This is a genomic window from Streptomyces sp. NPDC059788 (genome assembly GCF_042732265.1).
In the GTDB taxonomy this organism is placed as follows: domain Bacteria; phylum Actinomycetota; class Actinomycetes; order Streptomycetales; family Streptomycetaceae; genus Streptomyces.
Genome location: NZ_JBHWHY010000057.1, coordinates 33,748 through 53,372, shown reverse-complemented (window position 1 = coordinate 53,372; position 19,625 = coordinate 33,748). Strand labels below are relative to the sequence as shown.

Below are 19,625 nucleotides of genomic sequence, written 5' to 3'. Positions count from 1 at the left end.
GCCGGGCCGCGTGCGGCGCTTCACCCGTGGCCCAGGCGCAGCCGCAGGAAGCGCGGCCGGTACAGGTCGACGTCGCTGTTGACCTGGGCGACGGAGGGGGCGCCCGGCGGGCCGAGCCAGTTGATGTCGTAGCTGACCAGCAGCCCGCCGCCGGCCGTGAACTCCGGGTGGGCCTGCGGGTTGTAGGCGGCGACGCGGTGCTGTCCGGTGGGGTCGGCCGGCCGGGGCGGGGCGAGGCGCCCGGCCGGCCCGTGCCAGGGGCCCTGGGCCGAGCACGCCCAGTACGCGGTGACGGACGACAGGGCGTCGCCCGGGGCTCCGGGGTTATCCATGGTCAGCAGCACCCAGGTGCCGCCGTCCCGGACGACGGTGAAGGAGCTGCCGACGCCGCGCCCCCGGCCCTCGCGGATCACGGGGGCCGCCCGGTCGGCCCGCGGCTGCCAGCTCCGCCCGTCCCAGAAGCGCCAGGCGCCGGTCTCGCCCAGCTGCCCGTTCGGCACCCGTGCGAGGTAGGCGTTCGAGCTGGGGCGCTCGGGCCCGTCGTCACCGCCGTAGACGTAGGTCCACGCGCCGTCCTGTACGGAGGCGGTGCCGTACAGGACCCGGCGCGCGGGGTCCCGCACGGCGGCCTGGTCGACGGCCGGGGCGATGCTCTCCAGTCGCAGGTCCGGCAGGGTGAGGGTGGCCACCTCGGTCGAGCGGGGCACGCCGAAGACCCATGGGCCCTGACCCGGCGTCCGGTTCCAGAGCAGGACCCGTACGACCTGTTCGGGGGAGCCGGGCGCGCGCGGCTCCACGCGCGCCTGCACCGGCCAGCGCCAGCCGTCCGGTGTGTCGGGGAAGAACGGTCCGGGACCGACGCCGGTGGTGCCGGTCAGGGTCTGCTCCAGACGGCCGGCGCGGTCCATGACGACGAGGGAGTTGTGGGTCGGTGCGGGGTCGCGGCCGGTGTCGGAGGAGCGCCAGGGGTGCGGCTGTCCGTGCAGGTTGGGCGGGGGCTGGACCCGGTCGAGGAAGGTGTCGGAGAAGAGCCACAGGGTCCGGCCGTCGGGCAGCCGGACGGAGTGGGTGCCGTCGCCGCCGGTCCAGTCGTCCACGCGGGTGTTGTCGTTGCCGTAGCGGGTGAACTCGCCGGTGATGCGGGACTCGGCGGACCATGAGGTGATCTGCCGCGGGGGGCACGCCGGGCCCTCGCGGCCCGGCAGTGCGATCAGCACGGCCACGGCGGCGAGCAGGGCCAGCGCCGCCGCCACGGCGACGGTTCGCCCGACCGGGGGCACGCGCATGTCCCTCCTCGTCACGGCGGCGGGCCGCCCACCGTACAGAAGCGGCCGTTCGGCGGACGCAGAACACTCCGACCTGCCGCAAATGCGGGCGATCCGCCCGCCCGCAGGGTACTTACTCGCGGGTAACGCTACCGCCGGTAGGGTGATCGTAGAGCTTCCCAATGGAGCAACCCCAGGTCAACGAGTGCAAGGTCACAGCCCGATGCCCTGCTGCGGCAAACGGCCGTTCGCCTAGCCTGCTGCCATGACCGTCCAGCCCCCCGAACTCCCTCTGGCCGCCGCGTTCCCCGACGCGGACCGCGAGCAGTGGCAGCGCCTGGTCGAAGGCGTCCTGCGCAAGACGGGCGCCGCGGAGGCGGCCGGCGCCGCCGCCGAAGACGCGCTCTCCACCGCGCTCCAGGACGGCATCCAGGTCCGTCCCCTCTACACCTCCGAGGACGCACCCGCCGCCGCCGACGCCACCGGCCGCCCCGGATTCCCCCCGTTCGTACGGGCCGGCCGCGCCACCGGCAGCACCGTCGCGGGCTGGGACGTACGGCAGCGCCACGCGGACACCGATCCCCGGCGCGTCAACGAGGCGGCCCTCGCCGACCTGGAGAACGGCGTCACCTCGCTGTGGCTGACCGTCGGGGACGGCGGGGTACCCGCGGCGGACCTGGCCACCGCGCTCGACGGGGTCTATCTGGACCTGGCCGCCGTGGCCCTGGAGCCCGGCGCGGAGTTCGCCGCGGCGGCCGAGGCGTGGTTCCGGCTCTGCGCCGAGAAGGGCGTGGCGCCGTCCGAGACGGCGGGCACCCTGGGCGCCGACCCGCTGGGCATGGTGGCACGCACCGGCGGCGCGGACGGGCTGGCCGGGCAGCTGGAGGCGGCGGCCGGGCTGGCCCGCCGGTGCGCCGACGAGGCGCCGCGGATGCGCGCGCTGGCCGTGGACGCGCTGCCGTACCACGAGGCGGGCGGCTCGACCACCGAGGAGCTGGGCTGCTCGCTGGCCACCGGCGTGGCCTACCTGCGGGAGCTGACCGCGGCGGGCCTCGGCGTGGACGCCGCGTGCGCGCAGCTGGAGTTCCGGTACGCGGCGACCGCCGACCAGTTCCTGACCATCGCCAAGCTGCGGGCCGCCCGGCGGCTGTGGTCGCGGGTCGCCGAGGTGTGCGGCGCCTCCCCCGCCGCGCGGGCGCAGCGCCAACACGCGGTGACCTCGACGGTCATGATGACCCGTCGGGACCCGTGGGTGAACATGCTGCGCACCACCGTGGCGGGCCTCTCGGCGGGGGTGGGCGGCGCCGACGCCGTCACCGTCCTGCCGTTCGACGCGGCGCTCGGGCTGCCGGACGCGTTCGCCCGCCGTATCGCGCGCAACACCCAGTCCATCCTGCTGGACGAGTCGCACCTGTCGAAGGTGATCGACCCGGCGGGCGGCTCCTGGTACGTCGAGCGGCTGACCGACGAGCTGGCCCGCGCCGCGTGGGGCTGGTTCCAGGAGATCGAGGCCGCGGGCGGGCAGGCCGCGGCGCTCGGCTCCGGGCTGGTCGGCGAGCGGCTGGCGTCGACCTGGCGCAAGCGCTCCGCGGACCTCGCGCACCGGCGCGAACCGGTGACCGGCGTGAGCGAGTTCCCGTTCCTCGCGGAGCCCGCGGTGGAGCGCGCGGCGGCGCCCGTACCGGCGGGCGGCGGGCTGCCGCGGGTGCGCCGGGACGAGGCGTACGAGGCGCTGCGCGCCCGCTCGGACGCGCATCTGGCGGCCACCGGCGACCGCCCGAAGGCGTTCCTCGCGGCGCTCGGGCCGGCCGCGGTGCACACCGCGCGGGCCGGCTTCGCCGCCAACCTCTTCCAGGCGGGCGGCGTCGAGCCGGTGCACGACCCGGTCTCGGTGGACGCGGAGACGGCGGCCGGGGCGTTCACGGCCAGCGGTGCGGGTATCGCCTGTCTGTGTTCGAGCGACGCTCTCTACGCCGAGCAGGCGGCCGAGGTCGCGGCGGCGCTGAAGGCGGCGGGCGCACGCCAGGTGCTGCTGGCCGGGAAACCGGGCGAGCGCCGGGAAGCATATGAACGAGCCGGAGTGGACGCCTTCGTCTTCGCGGGCTGCGACGCGGTCGGGGTGCTGTCCTCGGCCCTGGATGTCATGGAGGTGGCGTGATGGAGCACGCGACACGGCAGGCGGGCGCCATCCCGGACTTCAGCACGGTCGAGCTGGGTGAGCCGCGGGCCCCGGAGGGCGACGCGGCGCAGTGGACGGCCGCCGTGCAGGAGGCCACCGGCAAGGGCGTCGACGACCTGGTGTGGGAGACGCCCGAGGGCATCGAGGTCAAGCCGCTGTACACCGGCGAGGACCTGGCCGGGCTGGACTTCCTGCGGACGTACCCGGGCATCACGCCGTATCTGCGCGGCCCGTACCCGACGATGTACGTCAACCAGCCCTGGACGATCCGCCAGTACGCGGGATTCTCCACCGCCGAGGAGTCCAACGCCTTCTACCGGCGCAACCTGGCGGCCGGTCAGAAGGGCCTGTCCGTCGCCTTCGACCTGCCGACCCACCGCGGCTACGACAGCGACCACCCGCGGGTGACCGGCGACGTCGGCATGGCGGGCGTGGCCATCGACTCGATCTACGACATGCGGCAGCTCTTCTCCGGCATCCCGCTGGACAAGATGACGGTGTCGATGACGATGAACGGCGCGGTGCTGCCCGTCCTCGCGCTCTACATCGTGGCCGCCGAGGAGCAGGGCGTACCGCCCGAGAAGCTGGCCGGGACCATCCAGAACGACATCCTCAAGGAGTTCATGGTCCGCAACACCTACATCTATCCGCCGCGCCCCTCGATGCGGATCATCTCCGACATCTTCGCGTACACCTCGCAGAAGATGCCGCGCTACAACTCCATCTCCATCTCCGGCTACCACATCCAGGAAGCGGGCGCGACGGCCGACCTGGAGCTGGCGTACACCCTCGCGGACGGCGTCGAGTACCTGAAGGCGGGCATCGACGCGGGGATGGACGTGGACTCCTTCGCGCCGCGGCTCTCCTTCTTCTGGGCGATCGGCATGAACTTCTTCATGGAGATCGCCAAGCTGCGGGCCGCCCGGCTGCTGTGGGCGAAGCTGGTGCGGCGGTTCGAGCCGAAGAACCCCAAGTCGCTGTCGCTGCGCACCCACTCGCAGACCTCCGGCTGGTCGCTGACCGCGCAGGACGTGTTCAACAACGTCACGCGTACGTGTGTGGAGGCGATGGCCGCGACGCAGGGCCACACCCAGTCGCTGCACACCAACGCGCTGGACGAGGCCCTCGCCCTGCCCACCGACTTCTCCGCCCGCATCGCGCGCAACACCCAGCTCTTCCTCCAGCAGGAGTCGGGCACCTGCCGGGTCATCGACCCGTGGGGTGGCAGCGCGTACGTCGAGAAGCTCACCCACGACCTGGCGCGCCGGGCCTGGCAGCACATCGAGGAGGTCGAGGCGGCCGGCGGCATGGCCAAGGCCATCGACGCGGGCATCCCGAAGCTGCGGGTGGAGGAGGCCGCGGCCCGTACCCAGGCGCGGATCGACTCGGGGCGGCAGGCGCTGATCGGCGTCAACAAGTACCGGGTGGACACCGACGAGCAGATCGACGTGCTGAAGGTCGACAACTCGGCGGTGCGCGCGCAGCAGATCGACAAGCTGCGGCGGCTGCGCGAGGAGCGCGACGAGACGGCCTGCCAGGACGCGCTGCGCAGGCTGACCGCCGCCGCCGAGGCCGGGCCCGGCCAGGGCCTGGAGGGCAACCTGCTGGCGCTGGCGGTGGACGCGGCGCGCGCGATGGCGACGGTCGGTGAGATCTCCGACGCACTGGAGAAGGTCTACGGGCGCCACTCCGGCCAGATCCGTACGATCTCCGGTGTGTACCGAGACGAAGCAGGGCCGTCCTCCGGCGTGGACCGGACCCGGGACCTGGTGGCGGAGTTCGAGCGGGCGGAAGGCCGCCGGCCGCGCATCCTGGTCGCCAAGATGGGCCAGGACGGCCACGACCGCGGCCAGAAGGTGATCGCGACCGCCTTCGCCGACCTGGGCTTCGACGTGGACGTCGGCCCGCTGTTCCAGACGCCGGCGGAGGTCGCCCGGCAGGCGGTGGAGGCGGACGTGCACGTCGTCGGCGTCTCCTCGCTGGCCGCCGGCCACCTGACGCTGGTGCCCGCGCTGCGCGAGGAGCTGGCGGCGCAGGACCGGGAGGACATCATGATCGTGGTCGGCGGGGTGATTCCGCCCGGCGACATCCCGGCGCTGCACGAGGCGGGCGCCGCGGCCGTCTTCCCACCCGGCACGGTGATCCCCGATGCCGCGTACGACCTGGTCAAGGACCTCGCCGGGGTCCTCGGCCACGACCTGTGAGCCGCTACGTTGACGCCTGAGACGCCCCGGCCCCGAGCGGCCCGCAAGCGACCGACGATCGACATCGACCAGTACGCGGCGGGTGTGCGCGAGGGCTCCCGGGCCTGGATCGCGCGCGCCATCACGCTGGTGGAGTCCACCCGGGCCGACCACCGGGCGCTCGCGCAGCGGCTGCTGGTCGAGCTGCTGCCGCACTCCGGCGCGGCGCGGCGGGTGGGCATCAGCGGAGTGCCCGGGGTCGGCAAGTCGACCTTCATCGACGCGCTCGGCACCCAGCTGACGGGGGCCGGGCACCGGGTCGCCGTGCTGGCCGTCGACCCGTCCTCCAGCCGTACCGGCGGCTCCATCCTGGGCGACAAGACGCGGATGGAGCGGCTGGCCGCGGACCCGGCGGCCTTCGTGCGCCCCTCCCCCACCTCGGGCACGCTCGGCGGGGTGGCGCGGGCGACGCGGGAGTCCATCGTCGTCATGGAGGCGGCGGGCTACGACGTGGTGCTCGTCGAGACGGTGGGCGTCGGCCAGTCCGAGACCGCCGTCGCCAACATGGTCGACACGTTCCTGCTGCTCACCCTGGCCCGCACCGGCGACCAGCTCCAGGGCATCAAGAAGGGCGTCCTGGAGCTGGCCGACCTGGTGTCGGTCAACAAGGCGGACGGGCCGCACGAGCGCGACGCGAAGTCGGCGGCCCGGGAGCTGTCCGGCGCGCTGCGCCTGCTCCAGCCCCCGGACGCCGCCTGGACCCCGCCGGTCCTGACGTGCAGCGCCCGCGAGGGCACCGGCCTGGACACGGTGTGGGACCGCGTCGAGCAGCACCGCAAGCTGCTGGAGTCCACCGGGGCGCTGGCGGACAAGCGGCGCGACCAGCAGGTCGACTGGACCTGGTCGATGGTCCGCGAGCAGCTGCTGAACCGGCTCCGGGACCACCCCGGGGTGCGGGGCGTGGCGCCGGAGGTGGAGCGGGAGGTGCGGGCGGGCACGCTGACGGCGACGCTCGCGGCGGAGCGCATCCTCAAGGCGTTCGGGATGCCGGACGGCGAACTGTAGCGGCCGGGCCGGTGGTGCCCCCGGGCTCCGGCACCGTCACGGGGTCGGGGGGCGGCACGAGCCCTCCCCAGGGGGCGGTGAGGCGTGCCGCCGTCCGGAGTCGGTGCTCGCTCCGTACGGTGTGCCACGGCCCGCGAAGTGGGCGGCAGCGGCCTCCTCGAAGCGCCGCTCCGCCTCGGAGACGTAGGTGTCCGCGCGCCGCACCAGGCTGAGCGTGCGGCGGCAGCCCGGTACGTCCAGGCGCAGCCAGTGGACCGGCGCCTCGGCCGACTCGTTGCGGGCGATCTGCGGGATGAGGCCGATGCCGAGCCCGGCGCCGATCATGAACTGGGTCGCGGCCGGCTCGTCGCCCTCGCAGGTGACGACCGGAGTGCGGCCCGCCGCGGCGAACAGCCGGTCGAGCAGCGCGCGCTGCCAGTGCCCGGGGCGCGTGGTGATGAACGGCTCGTCCATGACGTCCGCCAGTCCGACGCTCCCCCGGCCGGCCAGCCGGTGCCCCGGCGGGACGGCCAGCAGCACGTCCTCCTCCATCAGCACCACCGAACGCAGCCCCGCCCCGGGCAGCGGCTGCGACGCGACACAGTAGTCCACCTCGCGCGCCGCGAGCTGACGGAGCATCACTTCGGCGGTCGACTGGTGGAGCCGTATCTCGACGCCGGGGTGCGCTGCCCGGAAGGCCGACAGCAGCGACGAGAGCGTCAGCAGTGTCTCGGCGGCGACCACCACCCGCCCCTGGTCGAGCCCCGCCGCGTCCGCCAGTTCCCGCCGCGCGTCGTCCAGCTCGCCCAGCGCACGCTCGACACGGCGCAGGAAGAGGGAGCCGTACCGGTTCAGGCGGACGGAACGTCCCTGCCGGTCGAAGAGCGGAACACCCAGCTCCGCCTCCAGCCGGGCGATCGTGCGGCTCACCGCGGGCTGCGCGACCCGCAGTTCGGCAGCCGCCCGACTGATGTGCTCGTGCCGGGCCACCACCCGGAAGGTCCGCAGGGCCGTCAGGTCCACTCCGGTCGCCCGCTCAGACGGTGAGGCCGCCGTCGACGGGCAGGATGGCGCCCGTCACGTACGAGGCCCGGTCGCTGAGCAGCCACGCGGCGGCCTGCGCCACCTCTTCGGGGGCGGCCGCGCGGCGCAGCGGGGTGCGGGCCGTGAGCCGGTCGACGACGTCCGGTTCGCGGGCGGCCCAGTCCTCGATCATGGCGGTCATGGTCGTGCCGGGGGCGACGGCGTTCACGCGGATGCCCTGCGGTCCGTACTCGACGGCGGCGGTCTGGGTGAGGCTGTTGACGGCCCGTTTGGAGGCGCCGTACAGGCTCATCCCGGCGGACGGTTTCAGGCTGCCGACGCTGCTGTTGTTCACGATGGCGCCGGTGCCCGCGGTGGCGGTGATCGCCCGGATCTCGGCGGCCATCGCCAGCCAGACGCCCCGGTGGTTGACGGCGGTGATCCGGTCGAACTCCTCGACGGGGATCTCGGCGAGCGGGGCGTGTCCGATGCCCATGCCCGCGTTGTTGAACGCGCCGTCCAGGCGGCCGTGGCGCTCCACGGCCGTGTCCACCGCGCGCTGTACGGCGGCGGGGTCCGCCAGGTCCGCGGCGACGTGATCGGCGGTGCCGCCCGACGCGCGTATCTCCTGGGCCACCGCGGCCAGTTCCGGGCCGGTCCGCGCCGTCAGCACGACCGCGGCCCCCTCCCGCGCGAACAGCCGGGCCGCGGCGGCGCCGATGCCGCGCCCCGCCCCGGTGATCAGCAGGACCTTGCCGTCCAGCAGCCCGCCGCCGGCCGCGCCCCGCGCCGTGTCCGTACCCGTCGTCTCTGTCATGCCGATCATTGTGCAGCAGGCCGCGGCGGCGCCTCTTTGTGACCTGCCCGGCCTCCGTGACCGTCGTGGCTGCCGTGCCCGTCGTGTCCGGGGACCGTGCCGTCCGGTTTGGCGATCAGGAGCAGCCCGGCCATGCCCATGTCGGAGTGGCTCTGGACGTGGCAGTGGTACATCCAGGCGCCGGCCCCCACGCCCTCCCCCGCGAGGAACTGGAAGCCGAAGGAGTCGGCGGGGCCGGTGATCTTGTTGTCGATGATCCGGCTGGGGTCGTCGGGCCCTTCGAGGACGCCGGTGCGGTTGTCCGCCCAGCGGTGACCGTGGAGGTGGAAGGTGTGGTAGTACTCGCCGTGCGTGATCATGATGATCTCGACGCGGTCGCCCACCGTGGCCCGAAAGTCCGGCCCCTTCGGCAGGTTGTTGATCGTCATGTCGTTGAAGACGATGGTGAACTGCCGGTCGGGCAGCGGGTCGCCGCGGCGGCGCACGATCACCGGCCCGTACAGGCCGCGTCGGATGCCGCCGGTGCCGTGTTCGGTGCCCACGACGTGGTCGTGGTAGTGCCAGTAGCCCGCGCTGCCCGGCCGCCAGGTGCCGTCCGCGCGCCGGCCCGGGGCGTGGGTGCGCCAGGTGTACGTGCGGGTGGCGCCCGGTTCCAGGTGGCTGCGGTTCATCCGGGTGCCGTCGCTCGCCACGTCGTAGTCGAGGCCGTGGACGTGCAGACTGGCCGCGGTCTTCAGGGTGTTCTCGCACTCGACGTGCAGGGTGTCGCCCTCGACCAGTTCGATCAGCGGTCCAGGGATGCTCGCCTTCCCCTTCTCCAGGCCGTATCCGAGCTGTCCGTCCGGCAGTTCCTCGATGTAGAGCTTGAGGTGCCTGACCGCGCCCGCGCCGACGGCCGAGCGGCCCGTCCCCGCCGGGCGCCCGGCGGCCGCGGCGGGCACCGCGGCCGGGCCGAGGGCCGCGACGGCGGCGCCTCCGGCGAGGAGACGGCGGTTGAACCTGCGTCTGGGGACGTCGGATTCCTCGGTCATCGTGCTCCCACGGCCGAAGGGACGGGTCCAAGGGGACGCCTGGGACGGTAGCCGCACGATCTTCGTTTATCCACACTCAGGACAAAGTTGGGCCGCTTACGGCCATAGCTCTTGGCGAGTCACCGAAAGGGGTCTAGCTTCAACGGCTGCTGCTGTCCGTGGCCACAGAGGGGCGGGTGCACCCGTGCGACGAATCCGGCGCCAATTCCCACGGTACGTGCGCGCGTTGACGCACTCCCGCAGACCGGCGCCGCCAGGAGGCAGACCACCGGTACGCCCGTCGGCCCGGCGGGGCGCGTGCCTCTCCGCGCTGGTCCTGGCGTGGTCGGCGGCCCTCCTCGGCGGTGCGCCCGCAAGCGCCGGAGGGCCGGGCGCCGGACTGCGGCTGCCGAGCCCGCCGGGCGGCGAGAACGTCCGCGTCCTGGTCTTCCACGCCTCGGCGGGCGCGGAGCCGCCCACCGTGGACGCGGGCATCGAGGCCGTCGAGCGGATCGGCCGCACGGGCCCGCCCGCCGAGCACTTCGCGGTGGACGCGACCGACGACGCCTCGGTCTTCACCGACCCGCGCCTCGGCACGTACAACGCGGTCGTCCTCCTCACCGGCGGCGGCGACCTCCTCGACCCCGAGCAGGAGGCGGGCCTGGAGAGCTACTTGGAGGCCGGGGGCGGATTCGTCGGCATCCACGACGCGGCCCGCGCCGAACCGTACTCGGACTGGTTCACCGGCCTGATCGGGGCCCGTCCCGCGGCCACCGTCCCGGGCACGGCGCAGCGGGCCGTCGTCGAGGTCGGCGACCGCCGCCACCCGGCCACCAAGGGCCTGCCGGTCCAGTGGAAGCGCCCGGACAAGTGGCTCAACTGGGCCACGAACCCGAGCGGTTCGGTGCACACCGTGGCCCGGGTGCGGGAGAACACCTACCGGCCGGGACCGGGCGCCAACGGCTGGGACCACCCCGTCTCCTGGTGCCGCGACTACGACGGCGGCCGGTCCTTCTACACCGGCATGGGCGGCACGCCGGACAGCTTCCGCGAGGCCGACTTCCGTACGCATCTGCGCGGCGCGCTGCTGTGGACCACCCGGCTGGCCCGCGCCGACTGCCAGGCCACCATCACCTCGCACTACAAGGCCGAACGGCTCACCGCCCCCAACCAGCCGGGGAAATCGGACCAGATCGGCGAGCCGCACGGGCTGGTCACCGCCGGGGACGGCCGGGTCTTCTACATCGGCCGGGGCGGCGGTGACGGAAGCGCCCCGGTCGTCACCGACTGGAACGATCCGGCGGTCGGCAAGGGCGAGGGCACCGTCCACGTCTGGGACCCGAGGACCGGCAAGGTCTCGCTCGCCGGCACGGTGACCGTCTTCGGCAACAAGGGCGGCGGCGACGAACTGGTCAAGAACGAGGAAGGGCTGCTCGGCATCGAGCTGGACCCGGCGTTCCTCACCAACGGCTGGATCTATCTGCACTACACCCCGCACTCCGGCGTCGACCGGACGACGCGCACGGCCGAGCGCCGCGTCTCCCGCTTCACACTGGACGCCCGGACGAACAAGCTGGACCCGGCCTCGGAGAAGGTTCTGCTGAAGTGGCCGGTCCAGGTGCACAGCTGCTGCCACGCGGGCGGCGGCATGGCCTGGGACTCCAGGAACAACCTGTACATCGCCACGGGCGACAACAACTCCTCGCGCTTCAGCGACGGCTACTCCGGCAACAACCCGCAACCGGCGTACAAGGGCGCCGCCTTCGCCGACGCGCGGCGCACCGCGGGCAACACCAACAACCTCAACGGCAAGATCCTGCGCATCCACCCCGAACCGGACGGCACGTACACCCTCCCGGACGGCAATCTCTTCACGGGCAGGGAGCCGGACGAGGGCGGCGGCAAGACGCGCGGGGAGATCTACGTCATGGGCGTGCGCAACCCGTCGCGCATCTCCGTCGACAAGAAGACCGACACGCTGTACGCGGGCTGGGTCGGTCCGGACGCGACCGAGCCCAGCACCACCTGGGGCCCGGCCAAGTACGACACGTTCGCCGTGATCACCCACGCGGGCAACCGCGGCTGGCCGTACTGCATGGGCAACAACCAGCCGTACCGCGACCGCAACCTGCCCGATCCGTCGAAGCCGCTGGGCTGGTACGACTGCGCGCACCTCAGGAACGAGTCGCCGCACAACGACGGCCTGGTCGCCGTCCCGCCCGCCGAGCCCAACAACGTCTGGTACGCGCCCCAGGGCGGCGGCCCCGACTTCCCGCGCGACGCGCAGGGCGTCCCCAGCTACCGGCTGTCCGAGCAGAAACTGCTGCTCCCCTGGCTCAAGGGCGGCGGCCAGGCCGCGATGGACGGCCCGGTCCACCGCCATGACACGGCGGCCACCGGCCAGGGCGCCTGGCCCGCCTACTGGGACGGCAAGTGGTTCGTCGGTGACTTCTACGACGGTGACCAGCCGCGGCACGCGCTGGTGATGGACCCGCGGACGGCGGGCTCGGGCGGTCTTCCGGCGCACGCGGAGAGCCTGGACAAGATCGTGCCGGTGGGCGCGGACGGCATCCGCAACCTCATGGGCTGGACGTTCGGCCCCGACGGCGCGCTGTACGTCCTCGACTACGGGCGCGGGTTCTTCACCTCGGACGCCAAGTCCGCGCTGTGGCGGGTGACGTACACGGGCGGCGAACCCACCCCGCGCCCGGCGGAACTGGCCCGCGCCGGACGGGAGGCCGGCCGATGACCACACGGCGCGGGTGGACGCTGCTGCTGACCGCCCTGCTCATGATCGTCGGCCTGACCGCCACGGCGGCCCACGGCCGTCCGGCGGCGCGCCCGCAGGGCCCCGAGCCGCCACCGGCCCGGCAGACCCTGACCTGGACCGCGGGCGACGACATCACCAGGTACACCACCGCGCCCGCCACCGCCGTGGCCGGCCGGACCACCATCGTCTTCGAGAACAGCACGGCCACCGGCAACACCATGGGGATGCCGCACACCCTCACCTTCGACATATCCGACCCGCAGTACAACAACGACGTGCAGCTGAACATCCTCGCCAACCCCGGCGACGCGCAGGGCGGCAAGTACACGGCCGAGGTCACCCTGACGCCCGGCAGGTACCGCTACCACTGCACCATCCCGGGCCACGAGCAGATGCAGGGCGTCCTGGTCGTCACGGACGGCGGCAGCGCGGACACCACTCCGCCGCAGACGTCCGCGACGGTGGACGGCGTGCGCGACGCCGACGGCGCGTACGTCGGCGGGGCGACGGTGACGGTCGCCGCCTCCGACACCGGGTCCGGGATCGCCACCGTCGAGTACGCGGTGGGCGGCGGGGCGTTCCGCCCGTACACCGCGCCCGTGCTGGTCCGCGAGCCCGGTACGTACCAGGTGCGCTACCGCGCCACCGACAAGGCCGGCAACACCGCCGCCGAGAAGTCGGTGGGGTTCACGGTCGTGGCGCCGGCGGGCGACACGACACCGCCGAGGACCTCCGCGACGGCCGAGGGGCAGCGCAACTCGGACGGGGACTACATCGGCCGGGCGACCGTGACGGTCACCGCCGCCGACGACGGGTCGGGCGTCGCCACGGCCGAGTACGCGCTCGACGGCGGCCCGTTCCTCGCGTACACGGCGCCCGTCGTCGTGGACCGCACCGGCCGGCACACCGTCGCGCACCGCGCCACCGACCGGGCGGGCAACACGTCCGAGGCGGTACGGGTGTCCTTCACCGTGGTCCCGGGCGGCGGGGTGCCCGCGCCGAACTGCCCCGAGTGGGACGAGCGGCGCACCGTCGCCGTCGGTACGGTGGACACGGGTGTGCCCAACCGCGTCACCCGCAACCGCTGCACCGTCAACGAGCTGATCGAGGACGAGAAGGACTGGTCCTCGCGCGCCCTGTTCCTCAAGCACGTCAGGTCGGTCACCGCGGGCCTGCTCGCGGACGGTGTGCTCGACGAGCGCGAGCGCCGGGCCGTCGACGCGGCGGCCGAGCGGTCCGGCATCGGTACGCCCGGCCACCACACCGGCTACCGCGACCTGTTCGACGGTACGAAGGCGTCGTTCGAGCGCTGGCGGCAGGTCGGCGGCGGCGCCTTCGGGCTGACCGCCGACGGCGCCATGACCAGCAGTTCCACGGTTCCCGGCATGGGCATGCTGTGGTTCCCGGGACGCCGGTACGACGACTTCTCGCTGCGGCTGCGGTTCCGCGACGACGCGCCGGGCACCGGCAACGCCAACGGCGGTGTCTTCGTGCGCTTCCCGTCCGTGTACGACCATCCCGAGGAGTCGCGGCCCGAGTGGGTGGCGATCAAGTACGGGCACGAGATCCAGATCCTGGACCGGCCGGACGGCGACGCGTACAAGACGGGGTCGGTGTACGGCTTCGACCGGGTCGGTCTCGGCGGCGCGGGTGTCACGCCGAAGGGCACCTGGAACGACTACGAGATCCGGGTGGTGGACCAGCACTACTCGGTCTTCCGCAACGGTGTGCTGATCAACGAGTTCGACAACACCGGCGGGCAGGAGTTCTCCCCGCCGCGGGCGGACGACCCGGGCACCGACGGCCGCCGGTACGCGTCCGGGTACATCGGCCTTCAGGTGCACGGGGCCGGCGATGTCATCTCCTACCGCGACATCCGCGTCAAGGAGCTGTAGCGGTACGGGAGTTGCCGGGCAAAAGCCGGGGCGGCGGGCGCGGGCCCGCCGCCCCGGACCGGCATCAGCGTATGTTGACGTCGATGCAGGCGTAGAAGGCGTTGGCGGTGTCCGCGACGTTCCAGACGGCGAGCACCTTCTGCTTGCCCTTGATGCCCTGGAAGTTCACGTTGTGGGTGACGGAGGCGGGCGGCTTGGCGCCGTTGTCGTTGATCTCCGCGATCTTGCGTCCGCCGATGAAGTACTGCCAGGTGCTGGTGCGGTGCTGGGCCGTCAGCCGCCAGGTGAAGGCCTGGGAGCTGCCGACGGAGGTCGCCTTCCAGCCCTTGCTGTCGTCGTCCAGCTCCCTGAACTGCGCGTTGCCGCCGCTGCAGCTCTTGAGGCCCTTGGGGCCCTCGACGCTCTGCGGTTCCCACTTGATGGGTCCACAGGAGACGGTGCCCGCCGCGCACTGGGCCTGCCTGCTGGCCGGGGCGTTCACGTAGCCGTGGGCGCTGGCCGAGCTCGCGGGCAGGGTGACGACGAGGAGCGGGGCCACCGCGGCGCCGATGGCCGTGGCGATCTTCCTCTTCTGGTGCATGTCGACTCCTTCACGGTGGGGGCCCGGCGCGGAGCCGGCGCGTACCGGCGCTGTCGCGCGGTGCGCGCGGCCCGGGGCGGGCCCCGCTGGTGGGGGTGGGGTGACGCGAAGGTGTGGTGCCGACGCGCGAGGACCGCGGCCGCCCCGGTGGTGCATGCCGACTACGTGGGGAGAACCGGATTCCCGCTCGCCAATTGGTCTAGACTTTACCGATTGGCAGGCCGCGGTCAAGAGGGTGGACATCAACTGCTCCCGCCCCACCGGTCACTGGAGCCTCAGGAGGGTCTACCCCCCTCAGACCTTCGGGATGTCGAAATACCGGTTCATGTTGGCGGCCAGCCCCAGGTCACCGGACACCTTGACCTTGCGGGTGAGGACCATCGTCACCGGGTTGCCGTTGCCCGACACCAGCCGCAGGAACTCCGCGTCGCCCATCGTCAGCGTCAGCCGCGGCTCCGCCGTACCGGCGCCCTCGCGCACCGTGCAGACCCCGTCCGCGAGGGTGGTCTCCCAGACCGCCTCCCGCTCGCCGGTGATCCGCCAGCGGATCACCGCGTGCAGCCCGGCCGCGGCCTCGGGGCGGAACTGCCGCCCCATCCTCCCGAAGACCTCGCCGAGCACCCGCTCCCGCAGCTCGCCGCGCGCCAGCCCGGTGATCTCCCTGGCGGACAGCCCCTTCACGATCCGGGCGAACTCCTCGGGCGTGACGCTCGCGAAGTCGAGCTCGGCCAGCAGCGACCTGACGTCTCGGGCCACGGCACTCTCCTCATCGCACGACGCTTGTCCCTGCATGGTGCACGTGCGCCACCGCGCGGCGCCCGCCGGGGCCCGCACCCGGCGCGTCCCGGCTCCCCCACCGGCCACATCCGGCCGCACGGGAAGCGGATCACGCCGTTCTGCGCGGGCGCCCGGCGCCGGAGGATTGGCGGCCCGCCCGCCGGATACCCGTCCGCTGTGCACCGCGCGGAGGCGGCCCTTCCGGCGTACCCGCCTCTCCTCCCGCGCAGCGCACCCGGCCGCCGCCCGCACGGCGCACCGGCGGGAGGGGAGGCACCAGGAAAGAGGAGCGTCACCATGTCCGGAAACCGGACCGTCCGCCGCATCGCCCTGGCCACCGCCCTGTCGGCGCTCGCCGTCACCGCGCCCGCCGGGTCGAGCGCCACCGCCGCGCCCGCACCGGCCGGCGACCGGGCGGCCGACGTACCCACCCGCAGCGGCCGTACGGACTCGGCCGTCGACCGGGTCGCCGACTTCTACGGCAGCTACCTCGACGCGGTGACCGACGACGGGCGCGGCGCGCTGGCCCAGGCGCTGCGCGCCCACTACCTCACCCCCGAGCTGCGGGCACGCCTGGCCAACTGGGAGCAGCGGCAGCACGCGGACGGCGTGTTACGCGCCCAGGACACCCCGACGGCCTGGCGCGTCACCTACAACGACAGCGCCATGGGCCGCGCCTGGACCCGGGTCCGTCTCACCTGGGGCGGCCCGGAGCAGCCGCGCCACACCCATCTGCTCGTCACCTCCGACCTGAACACCCTGCGGATCTCCGACATCCAGCCGGGCACGGAGCAGTAGCCGCCCCCGGGCGGGCAGGCCCCGGCGGGCGGGGTCCGGGCGGCGCGTGCGCGCACAGCCGCCGCGCCGGGCCGCGCTGTGCGGCGCGAACCCGGCGCGGCGTCCCCCGAGAGCCGGACCTCAGCAGTTCAGGTAGGCCACGTGCACCCACACGCCGGTGGGGCCGCCCCACAGGTCGCCCATGACCCAGTTGCCCTGCTGGCCCCGCATGTTCAGCTTCTGGCCCGCGTTGACCTTCCCGAGGACCGGGAAGTTCTCGCCGGGCCCGCCGCGGAAGTTGACCCCGTTGTCGTTGACGGTGCACACCCGGGCGGCGGTCTGCTGCGCGGCGTGCGCCGGGGTGGCGGTGCCCTGCGTACGGGCGGTGGCGTGGGCGGCGCCGGCGGTCGCGACGAGCGCGCCGGTGGCGGCGGTGGCGACGGCCAGCCTGGCGATCGTCCTGGTGACTGCGGTCGTGCGCATGGTGCTGTCCTTCCGTTGCTTTTCCCCGTTGTGTGCGGTGGTCGCCGCCGTTGCCGGGCGGCTCCCTGCCTTACGTGATCCACCCTGCGCCGGTACGGGCCGCCGCGGTACCTGACATCTGTCAGGGGCGCGGCAACCGCGCAGGTCGGGGCGGGGTCAGCGGGAGTACCGGGCGAGGTGGCGCGCCACCTGGTCCACGTAGCCACGGGTACGGGCGGGCACGCCGCCCGTGTCGATGACGACCCGGCTGCTGGTGCGGTACCCGGCGGCGATCAGCCCGGGCAGGTCGCGGCGCAGCCCGCTCTCCTTGAAGCGCTCGTCGAGCCAGCACAGGAAGGAGCCCATCGACGCGATGGCGTCGGGCGGCGACCAGTAGTCCTTGCGGCCGTCGTGGTCGCCGTCGACGGCCCACGCGCGGAACACCGAGGGGGTCCACATCGCGATGCCGAACTCGTCCTTGCGGCGCGCGTGCGGATCGAAGCCGCTCTCCGTCTTGAGCATGGCGGCGATCAGGGCGGGCGTCACCTCCTCCCCCGCGCAGCGCTGCGCCGCCGTGGTGATGTACGGCCGCAGGGACCGCGGTACGTCGGAGTCCTTCGGCAGCGTCCCGGCGACGGACGCGGAGGCGGGCGGCGAAGCGGACGTCGACGCCCCCGCGGCGGCCCGGCCCGGACCGCCGTCGGAGGCCAGCAGCACCCCGGCCCCCGCGGCCGTCGCGAGCAGCGCCGCACCGGCCGCGAGCAGCACCGGGCGGCGGGCGGCACGGCGCCGGGGGCGGGGCGCGTCCGCCGGCCTCCGTACGCGCCGGGACAGTTCGCCGGCGGTGTGCCGGGCCCGGGACGCGTGGTCGGGCAGCAGGCAGTCACCGATCAGTTCACGCCATTCCGGCGGCAGCCGGCCGTCCAGCCGCAGGGGCGCGCCGCCGTGCGCGTACGTCTGGGCGGCCAGGGCCCGCGCCCGCGCGGTGCGGCCGGGGAAAGGGTGCCGGCCGCCCGTCAGTACCTGGTGGGCCAGCACGCCGTACGCCCAGACGTCCGCCGTGGGGCGCACCGTGGCGCCGCGCTGCCCGGTGCGCTGGGACCACCACTCGGGCGGTACGTGGTCGAGCGAGCCGAGCGGCGGTACGTACGCGTGGCTGCCCTCCAGTTCGGCGGCGAGGCCGAAGTCGGCGAGCCACACCGTGCCGTCGGGCGCGAGGAGGATGTTGGCCGGTTTCAGGTCCGCGTGCACCCAGCCGCGCCCGTGGAGGTGGGCCAGCCCGTCGGCGATCTCCCGCAGGAGCCGTGGCGCGTCCGGCAGCGGCCCGTCGGCGGCGTCGGCGAGCAGGTCCCGCAGGCTGTGCTCGGCCCGGTCCATGACGAGGGCGGTGAGCCCGTCCAGCTCCGGGTGGTCCGGGTCCTCGACGGTGAGGGCGGCGTGGGTCCGTACGACGTGGGGGTGTTCGGCCGCCAGGCTGAAGCGCACCTCGCGGCGTACCAGCTCCTCCATCCACGCGCGCTGGCCCGGTGCGAGCAGGTCGGTCCGCAGGATCTTGACGGCGGCCGGGCGGCCGTCGGCGGTGTGCTCGGCGGCGTACACGGTGCCCCAGCTGCCCGCCCCGATGGGCCCGGCCAGCCGCCAGTCGCCGATCCGGTAGCCGGGCCGGACGCCGGGCGGCGGGGTGGTGCTCGATCCGTCCATCGCGGTCCGCCCTCACCCCGCCTCGCGCCTCATCGCCCGCCGCCCGGGGACAGCAGGGTGAGGTGTTCCTCGCGGATCAGGTCGAAGCGCAGCGCGAAGGCGACGAGTTCGTCGCGTTTGCCGCCGCCGCGGGTCTCCGGCGCCGCCGCGTCCTCGGTGCGCAGCCGCAGTTTCACCGAGGTCAGGTAGTCGATGTGGTAGTTGACGGCGGAGCGGGTCAGCCGTCGGCAGGTCTCCAGCGGCCGGAGCCTTTCCAGCACGTCGCCGACGCCCGGTACGGCGCCGCTGGAGGCGTGGCGCAGGCGCGGCTCGCACAGGGCGAGGAGCACCAGGAAGTACTTGGAGGTCGGGTCGAGCGCGAAGGGGCTCGTCGTGGGTTCGCCGAGCCCGTCGTACGGGTCGCCGTCCAGGTAGGCGTGTTCCGGCGCGAAGACCTTGAAGGACGCCTCGCCGCCGGTGGCCGGGAGCAGCACCCGGGAGAACTCGAACGGGACCGGGGCGCCGAGCCGTCCCGGCGCGACCTTGATGTGCTCCCCCGCGCCCTCCATGTTCTCGACGACGTAGGTGACGGCCCGGCTGAAATTGGACAGTCGCCAGTAGTCCTCGGCGGCGGTGAGCTGCCCGGCCAGGCGCGAGACGCCCGGGTCGGACAGCGGCACGGCCACCGGGCCGCCCGGCGCCCCGCGCCCGAAGTCCGCGATGTCCCCCGGCCCGAGCCGCAGCAGCCGCGGCCTGTCGGCGCGCCCCTGGCGCGCACACCCCTCCTGTTCGGGCAGCTGGACGATGACGGTGTCCATGACGTTTCCCCCGTTCGCGCATCGGCACGTCCACCCGTACCACGCGCCGCCGCGGCGATCCCGCCATGACAGGGCGGTGGTTTTGGCCGACCTCGTCCGGCCGGGCGACGCCTGTCCGGGACCTCGCCTGCCCCGGGCGCACACGTTGGCCGACGACAGCCGGTCCGGCTTCCCGGCCGCCGCCCGAACCGGGATCATGGCAGTCAACTGCTGAGGCCTGCGGGGTTGGTGGGACCCGTGCGGCGGCAGCGGGGCGCCGGCATCGGCCGGGAGGACGGGGGCGGCCCCGGGCCTCTTCTCCGGGCCGGCCGACACCCGCGTACGGACCTGAAGGACGAGGGAGCC

15 protein-coding genes are annotated in these 19,625 nt (G+C 73.9%); 6 read left to right on the top strand and 9 right to left on the bottom strand.

What is annotated here, in order from left to right:
- Positions 1-20: 20 nt before the first annotated feature.
- Complete coding sequence (locus ACFV57_RS36125; protein WP_385241234.1) at positions 21-1,286, bottom strand: DUF4185 domain-containing protein; 1,266 nt, start codon at positions 1,284-1,286, stop codon at positions 21-23.
- Positions 1,287-1,530: 244 nt separating this feature from the next.
- Here ACFV57_RS36125 and ACFV57_RS36120 point away from each other — a divergent pair, with 244 nt between their 5' ends.
- Genes ACFV57_RS36120 through meaB form a run of 3 tightly spaced genes read left to right on the top strand, consistent with a single transcriptional unit; the run spans position 1,531 to position 6,692 of the window.
- Positions 1,531-3,423: a methylmalonyl-CoA mutase family protein gene (locus tag ACFV57_RS36120; RefSeq protein WP_385241232.1), complete on the top strand. Its 1,893-nt coding sequence runs from the start codon at positions 1,531-1,533 to the stop codon at positions 3,421-3,423.
- Entirely contained in the window at positions 3,423-5,648 is a 2,226-nt protein-coding gene (gene scpA / locus ACFV57_RS36115; RefSeq protein ID WP_385241229.1) for a methylmalonyl-CoA mutase, read from the top strand. The genes ACFV57_RS36120 and scpA overlap by 1 nt, the downstream gene beginning before the upstream one ends.
- Positions 5,649-5,657: 9 nt before the next feature.
- The gene (meaB, locus tag ACFV57_RS36110; RefSeq protein WP_385241226.1) at positions 5,658-6,692 is read left to right on the top strand and encodes a methylmalonyl Co-A mutase-associated GTPase MeaB; all 1,035 of its coding nucleotides are present in this window, start codon (positions 5,658-5,660) and stop codon (positions 6,690-6,692) included.
- A gap of 36 nt (positions 6,693-6,728) precedes the next feature.
- Here the strand turns inward: meaB and ACFV57_RS36105 are convergent, their stop codons facing one another.
- Genes ACFV57_RS36105 through ACFV57_RS36095 form a run of 3 tightly spaced genes read right to left on the bottom strand, consistent with a single transcriptional unit; the run spans position 6,729 to position 9,542 of the window.
- The gene (locus ACFV57_RS36105) at positions 6,729-7,694 is read right to left on the bottom strand and encodes a LysR family transcriptional regulator (RefSeq protein ID WP_385241223.1); all 966 of its coding nucleotides are present in this window, start codon (positions 7,692-7,694) and stop codon (positions 6,729-6,731) included.
- A gap of 13 nt (positions 7,695-7,707) precedes the next feature.
- A complete protein-coding gene (locus ACFV57_RS36100) occupies positions 7,708-8,511 on the bottom strand; it encodes an SDR family NAD(P)-dependent oxidoreductase (protein ID WP_385241220.1) in 804 nt (267 codons plus the stop codon).
- A 5-nt stretch (positions 8,512-8,516) separates the two neighbouring features.
- Positions 8,517-9,542, bottom strand: a complete 1,026-nt coding sequence (locus tag ACFV57_RS36095) for a multicopper oxidase domain-containing protein (RefSeq protein WP_385241217.1) — start codon at positions 9,540-9,542, stop codon at positions 8,517-8,519.
- A gap of 310 nt (positions 9,543-9,852) precedes the next feature.
- Between ACFV57_RS36095 and ACFV57_RS36090 the strand changes: the two genes are divergently transcribed.
- Positions 9,853-12,270 (top strand): ThuA domain-containing protein, encoded by a 2,418-nt coding sequence (locus ACFV57_RS36090; RefSeq protein ID WP_385241281.1) that lies wholly within the window; start codon positions 9,853-9,855, stop codon positions 12,268-12,270.
- Positions 12,267-14,186 carry an OmpL47-type beta-barrel domain-containing protein gene (locus ACFV57_RS36085; RefSeq protein ID WP_385241214.1) on the top strand — a complete coding sequence of 640 codons (1,920 nt, stop codon included), beginning with the start codon at positions 12,267-12,269 and terminating at the stop codon, positions 14,184-14,186. The genes ACFV57_RS36090 and ACFV57_RS36085 overlap by 4 nt, the downstream gene beginning before the upstream one ends.
- A gap of 64 nt (positions 14,187-14,250) precedes the next feature.
- Here the strand turns inward: ACFV57_RS36085 and ACFV57_RS36080 are convergent, their stop codons facing one another.
- Positions 14,251-14,766 carry a lytic polysaccharide monooxygenase auxiliary activity family 9 protein gene (locus ACFV57_RS36080; protein ID WP_385241211.1) on the bottom strand — a complete coding sequence of 172 codons (516 nt, stop codon included), beginning with the start codon at positions 14,764-14,766 and terminating at the stop codon, positions 14,251-14,253.
- A gap of 294 nt (positions 14,767-15,060) precedes the next feature.
- A complete protein-coding gene (locus ACFV57_RS36075) occupies positions 15,061-15,558 on the bottom strand; it encodes an SCP2 sterol-binding domain-containing protein (protein ID WP_385241208.1) in 498 nt (165 codons plus the stop codon).
- A 282-nt stretch (positions 15,559-15,840) separates the two neighbouring features.
- Here ACFV57_RS36075 and ACFV57_RS36070 point away from each other — a divergent pair, with 282 nt between their 5' ends.
- Entirely contained in the window at positions 15,841-16,341 is a 501-nt protein-coding gene (locus ACFV57_RS36070; RefSeq protein WP_385241205.1) for a hypothetical protein, read from the top strand.
- A gap of 120 nt (positions 16,342-16,461) precedes the next feature.
- On the opposite strand, the gene ACFV57_RS36065 is transcribed toward ACFV57_RS36070, so the two are convergent.
- The 3 genes from ACFV57_RS36065 to ACFV57_RS36055 all read right to left on the bottom strand — a co-directional run bounded on the left by ACFV57_RS36065 (position 16,462) and on the right by ACFV57_RS36055 (position 19,280).
- Positions 16,462-16,803 carry an SH3 domain-containing protein gene (locus tag ACFV57_RS36065; RefSeq protein WP_385241202.1) on the bottom strand — a complete coding sequence of 114 codons (342 nt, stop codon included), beginning with the start codon at positions 16,801-16,803 and terminating at the stop codon, positions 16,462-16,464.
- A gap of 156 nt (positions 16,804-16,959) precedes the next feature.
- Positions 16,960-18,483 carry a protein kinase gene (locus ACFV57_RS36060; protein WP_385241199.1) on the bottom strand — a complete coding sequence of 508 codons (1,524 nt, stop codon included), beginning with the start codon at positions 18,481-18,483 and terminating at the stop codon, positions 16,960-16,962.
- Positions 18,484-18,512: 29 nt separating this feature from the next.
- Positions 18,513-19,280, bottom strand: coding sequence for a serine/threonine protein kinase (locus ACFV57_RS36055; protein ID WP_385241197.1), 768 nt, complete (start codon positions 19,278-19,280; stop codon positions 18,513-18,515).
- Positions 19,281-19,625 lie beyond the last annotated feature (345 nt).

Bases quoted from the DNA above. Each gene is read 5' to 3' on its own strand.
- ACFV57_RS36075 (WP_385241208.1), bottom strand. From the start codon at position 15,558: ATGCAGGGACAAGCGTCGTGCGATGAGGAGAGTGCCGTGGCCCGAGAC.
- ACFV57_RS36070 (WP_385241205.1), top strand. From the start codon at position 15,841: ATGTCCGGAAACCGGACCGTCCGCCGCATCGCCCTGGCCACCGCCCTG.
- ACFV57_RS36100 (WP_385241220.1), bottom strand. From the start codon at position 8,511: ATGACAGAGACGACGGGTACGGACACGGCGCGGGGCGCGGCCGGCGGC.
- scpA (WP_385241229.1), top strand. From the start codon at position 3,423: ATGGAGCACGCGACACGGCAGGCGGGCGCCATCCCGGACTTCAGCACG.
- ACFV57_RS36055 (WP_385241197.1), bottom strand. From the start codon at position 19,280: ATGGACACCGTCATCGTCCAGCTGCCCGAACAGGAGGGGTGTGCGCGC.
- ACFV57_RS36060 (WP_385241199.1), bottom strand. From the start codon at position 18,483: ATGGACGGATCGAGCACCACCCCGCCGCCCGGCGTCCGGCCCGGCTAC.
- ACFV57_RS36065 (WP_385241202.1), bottom strand. From the start codon at position 16,803: ATGCGCACGACCGCAGTCACCAGGACGATCGCCAGGCTGGCCGTCGCC.
- ACFV57_RS36080 (WP_385241211.1), bottom strand. From the start codon at position 14,766: ATGCACCAGAAGAGGAAGATCGCCACGGCCATCGGCGCCGCGGTGGCC.
- ACFV57_RS36120 (WP_385241232.1), top strand. From the start codon at position 1,531: ATGACCGTCCAGCCCCCCGAACTCCCTCTGGCCGCCGCGTTCCCCGAC.
- ACFV57_RS36085 (WP_385241214.1), top strand. From the start codon at position 12,267: ATGACCACACGGCGCGGGTGGACGCTGCTGCTGACCGCCCTGCTCATG.
- ACFV57_RS36125 (WP_385241234.1), bottom strand. From the start codon at position 1,286: ATGCGCGTGCCCCCGGTCGGGCGAACCGTCGCCGTGGCGGCGGCGCTG.
- ACFV57_RS36095 (WP_385241217.1), bottom strand. From the start codon at position 9,542: ATGACCGAGGAATCCGACGTCCCCAGACGCAGGTTCAACCGCCGTCTC.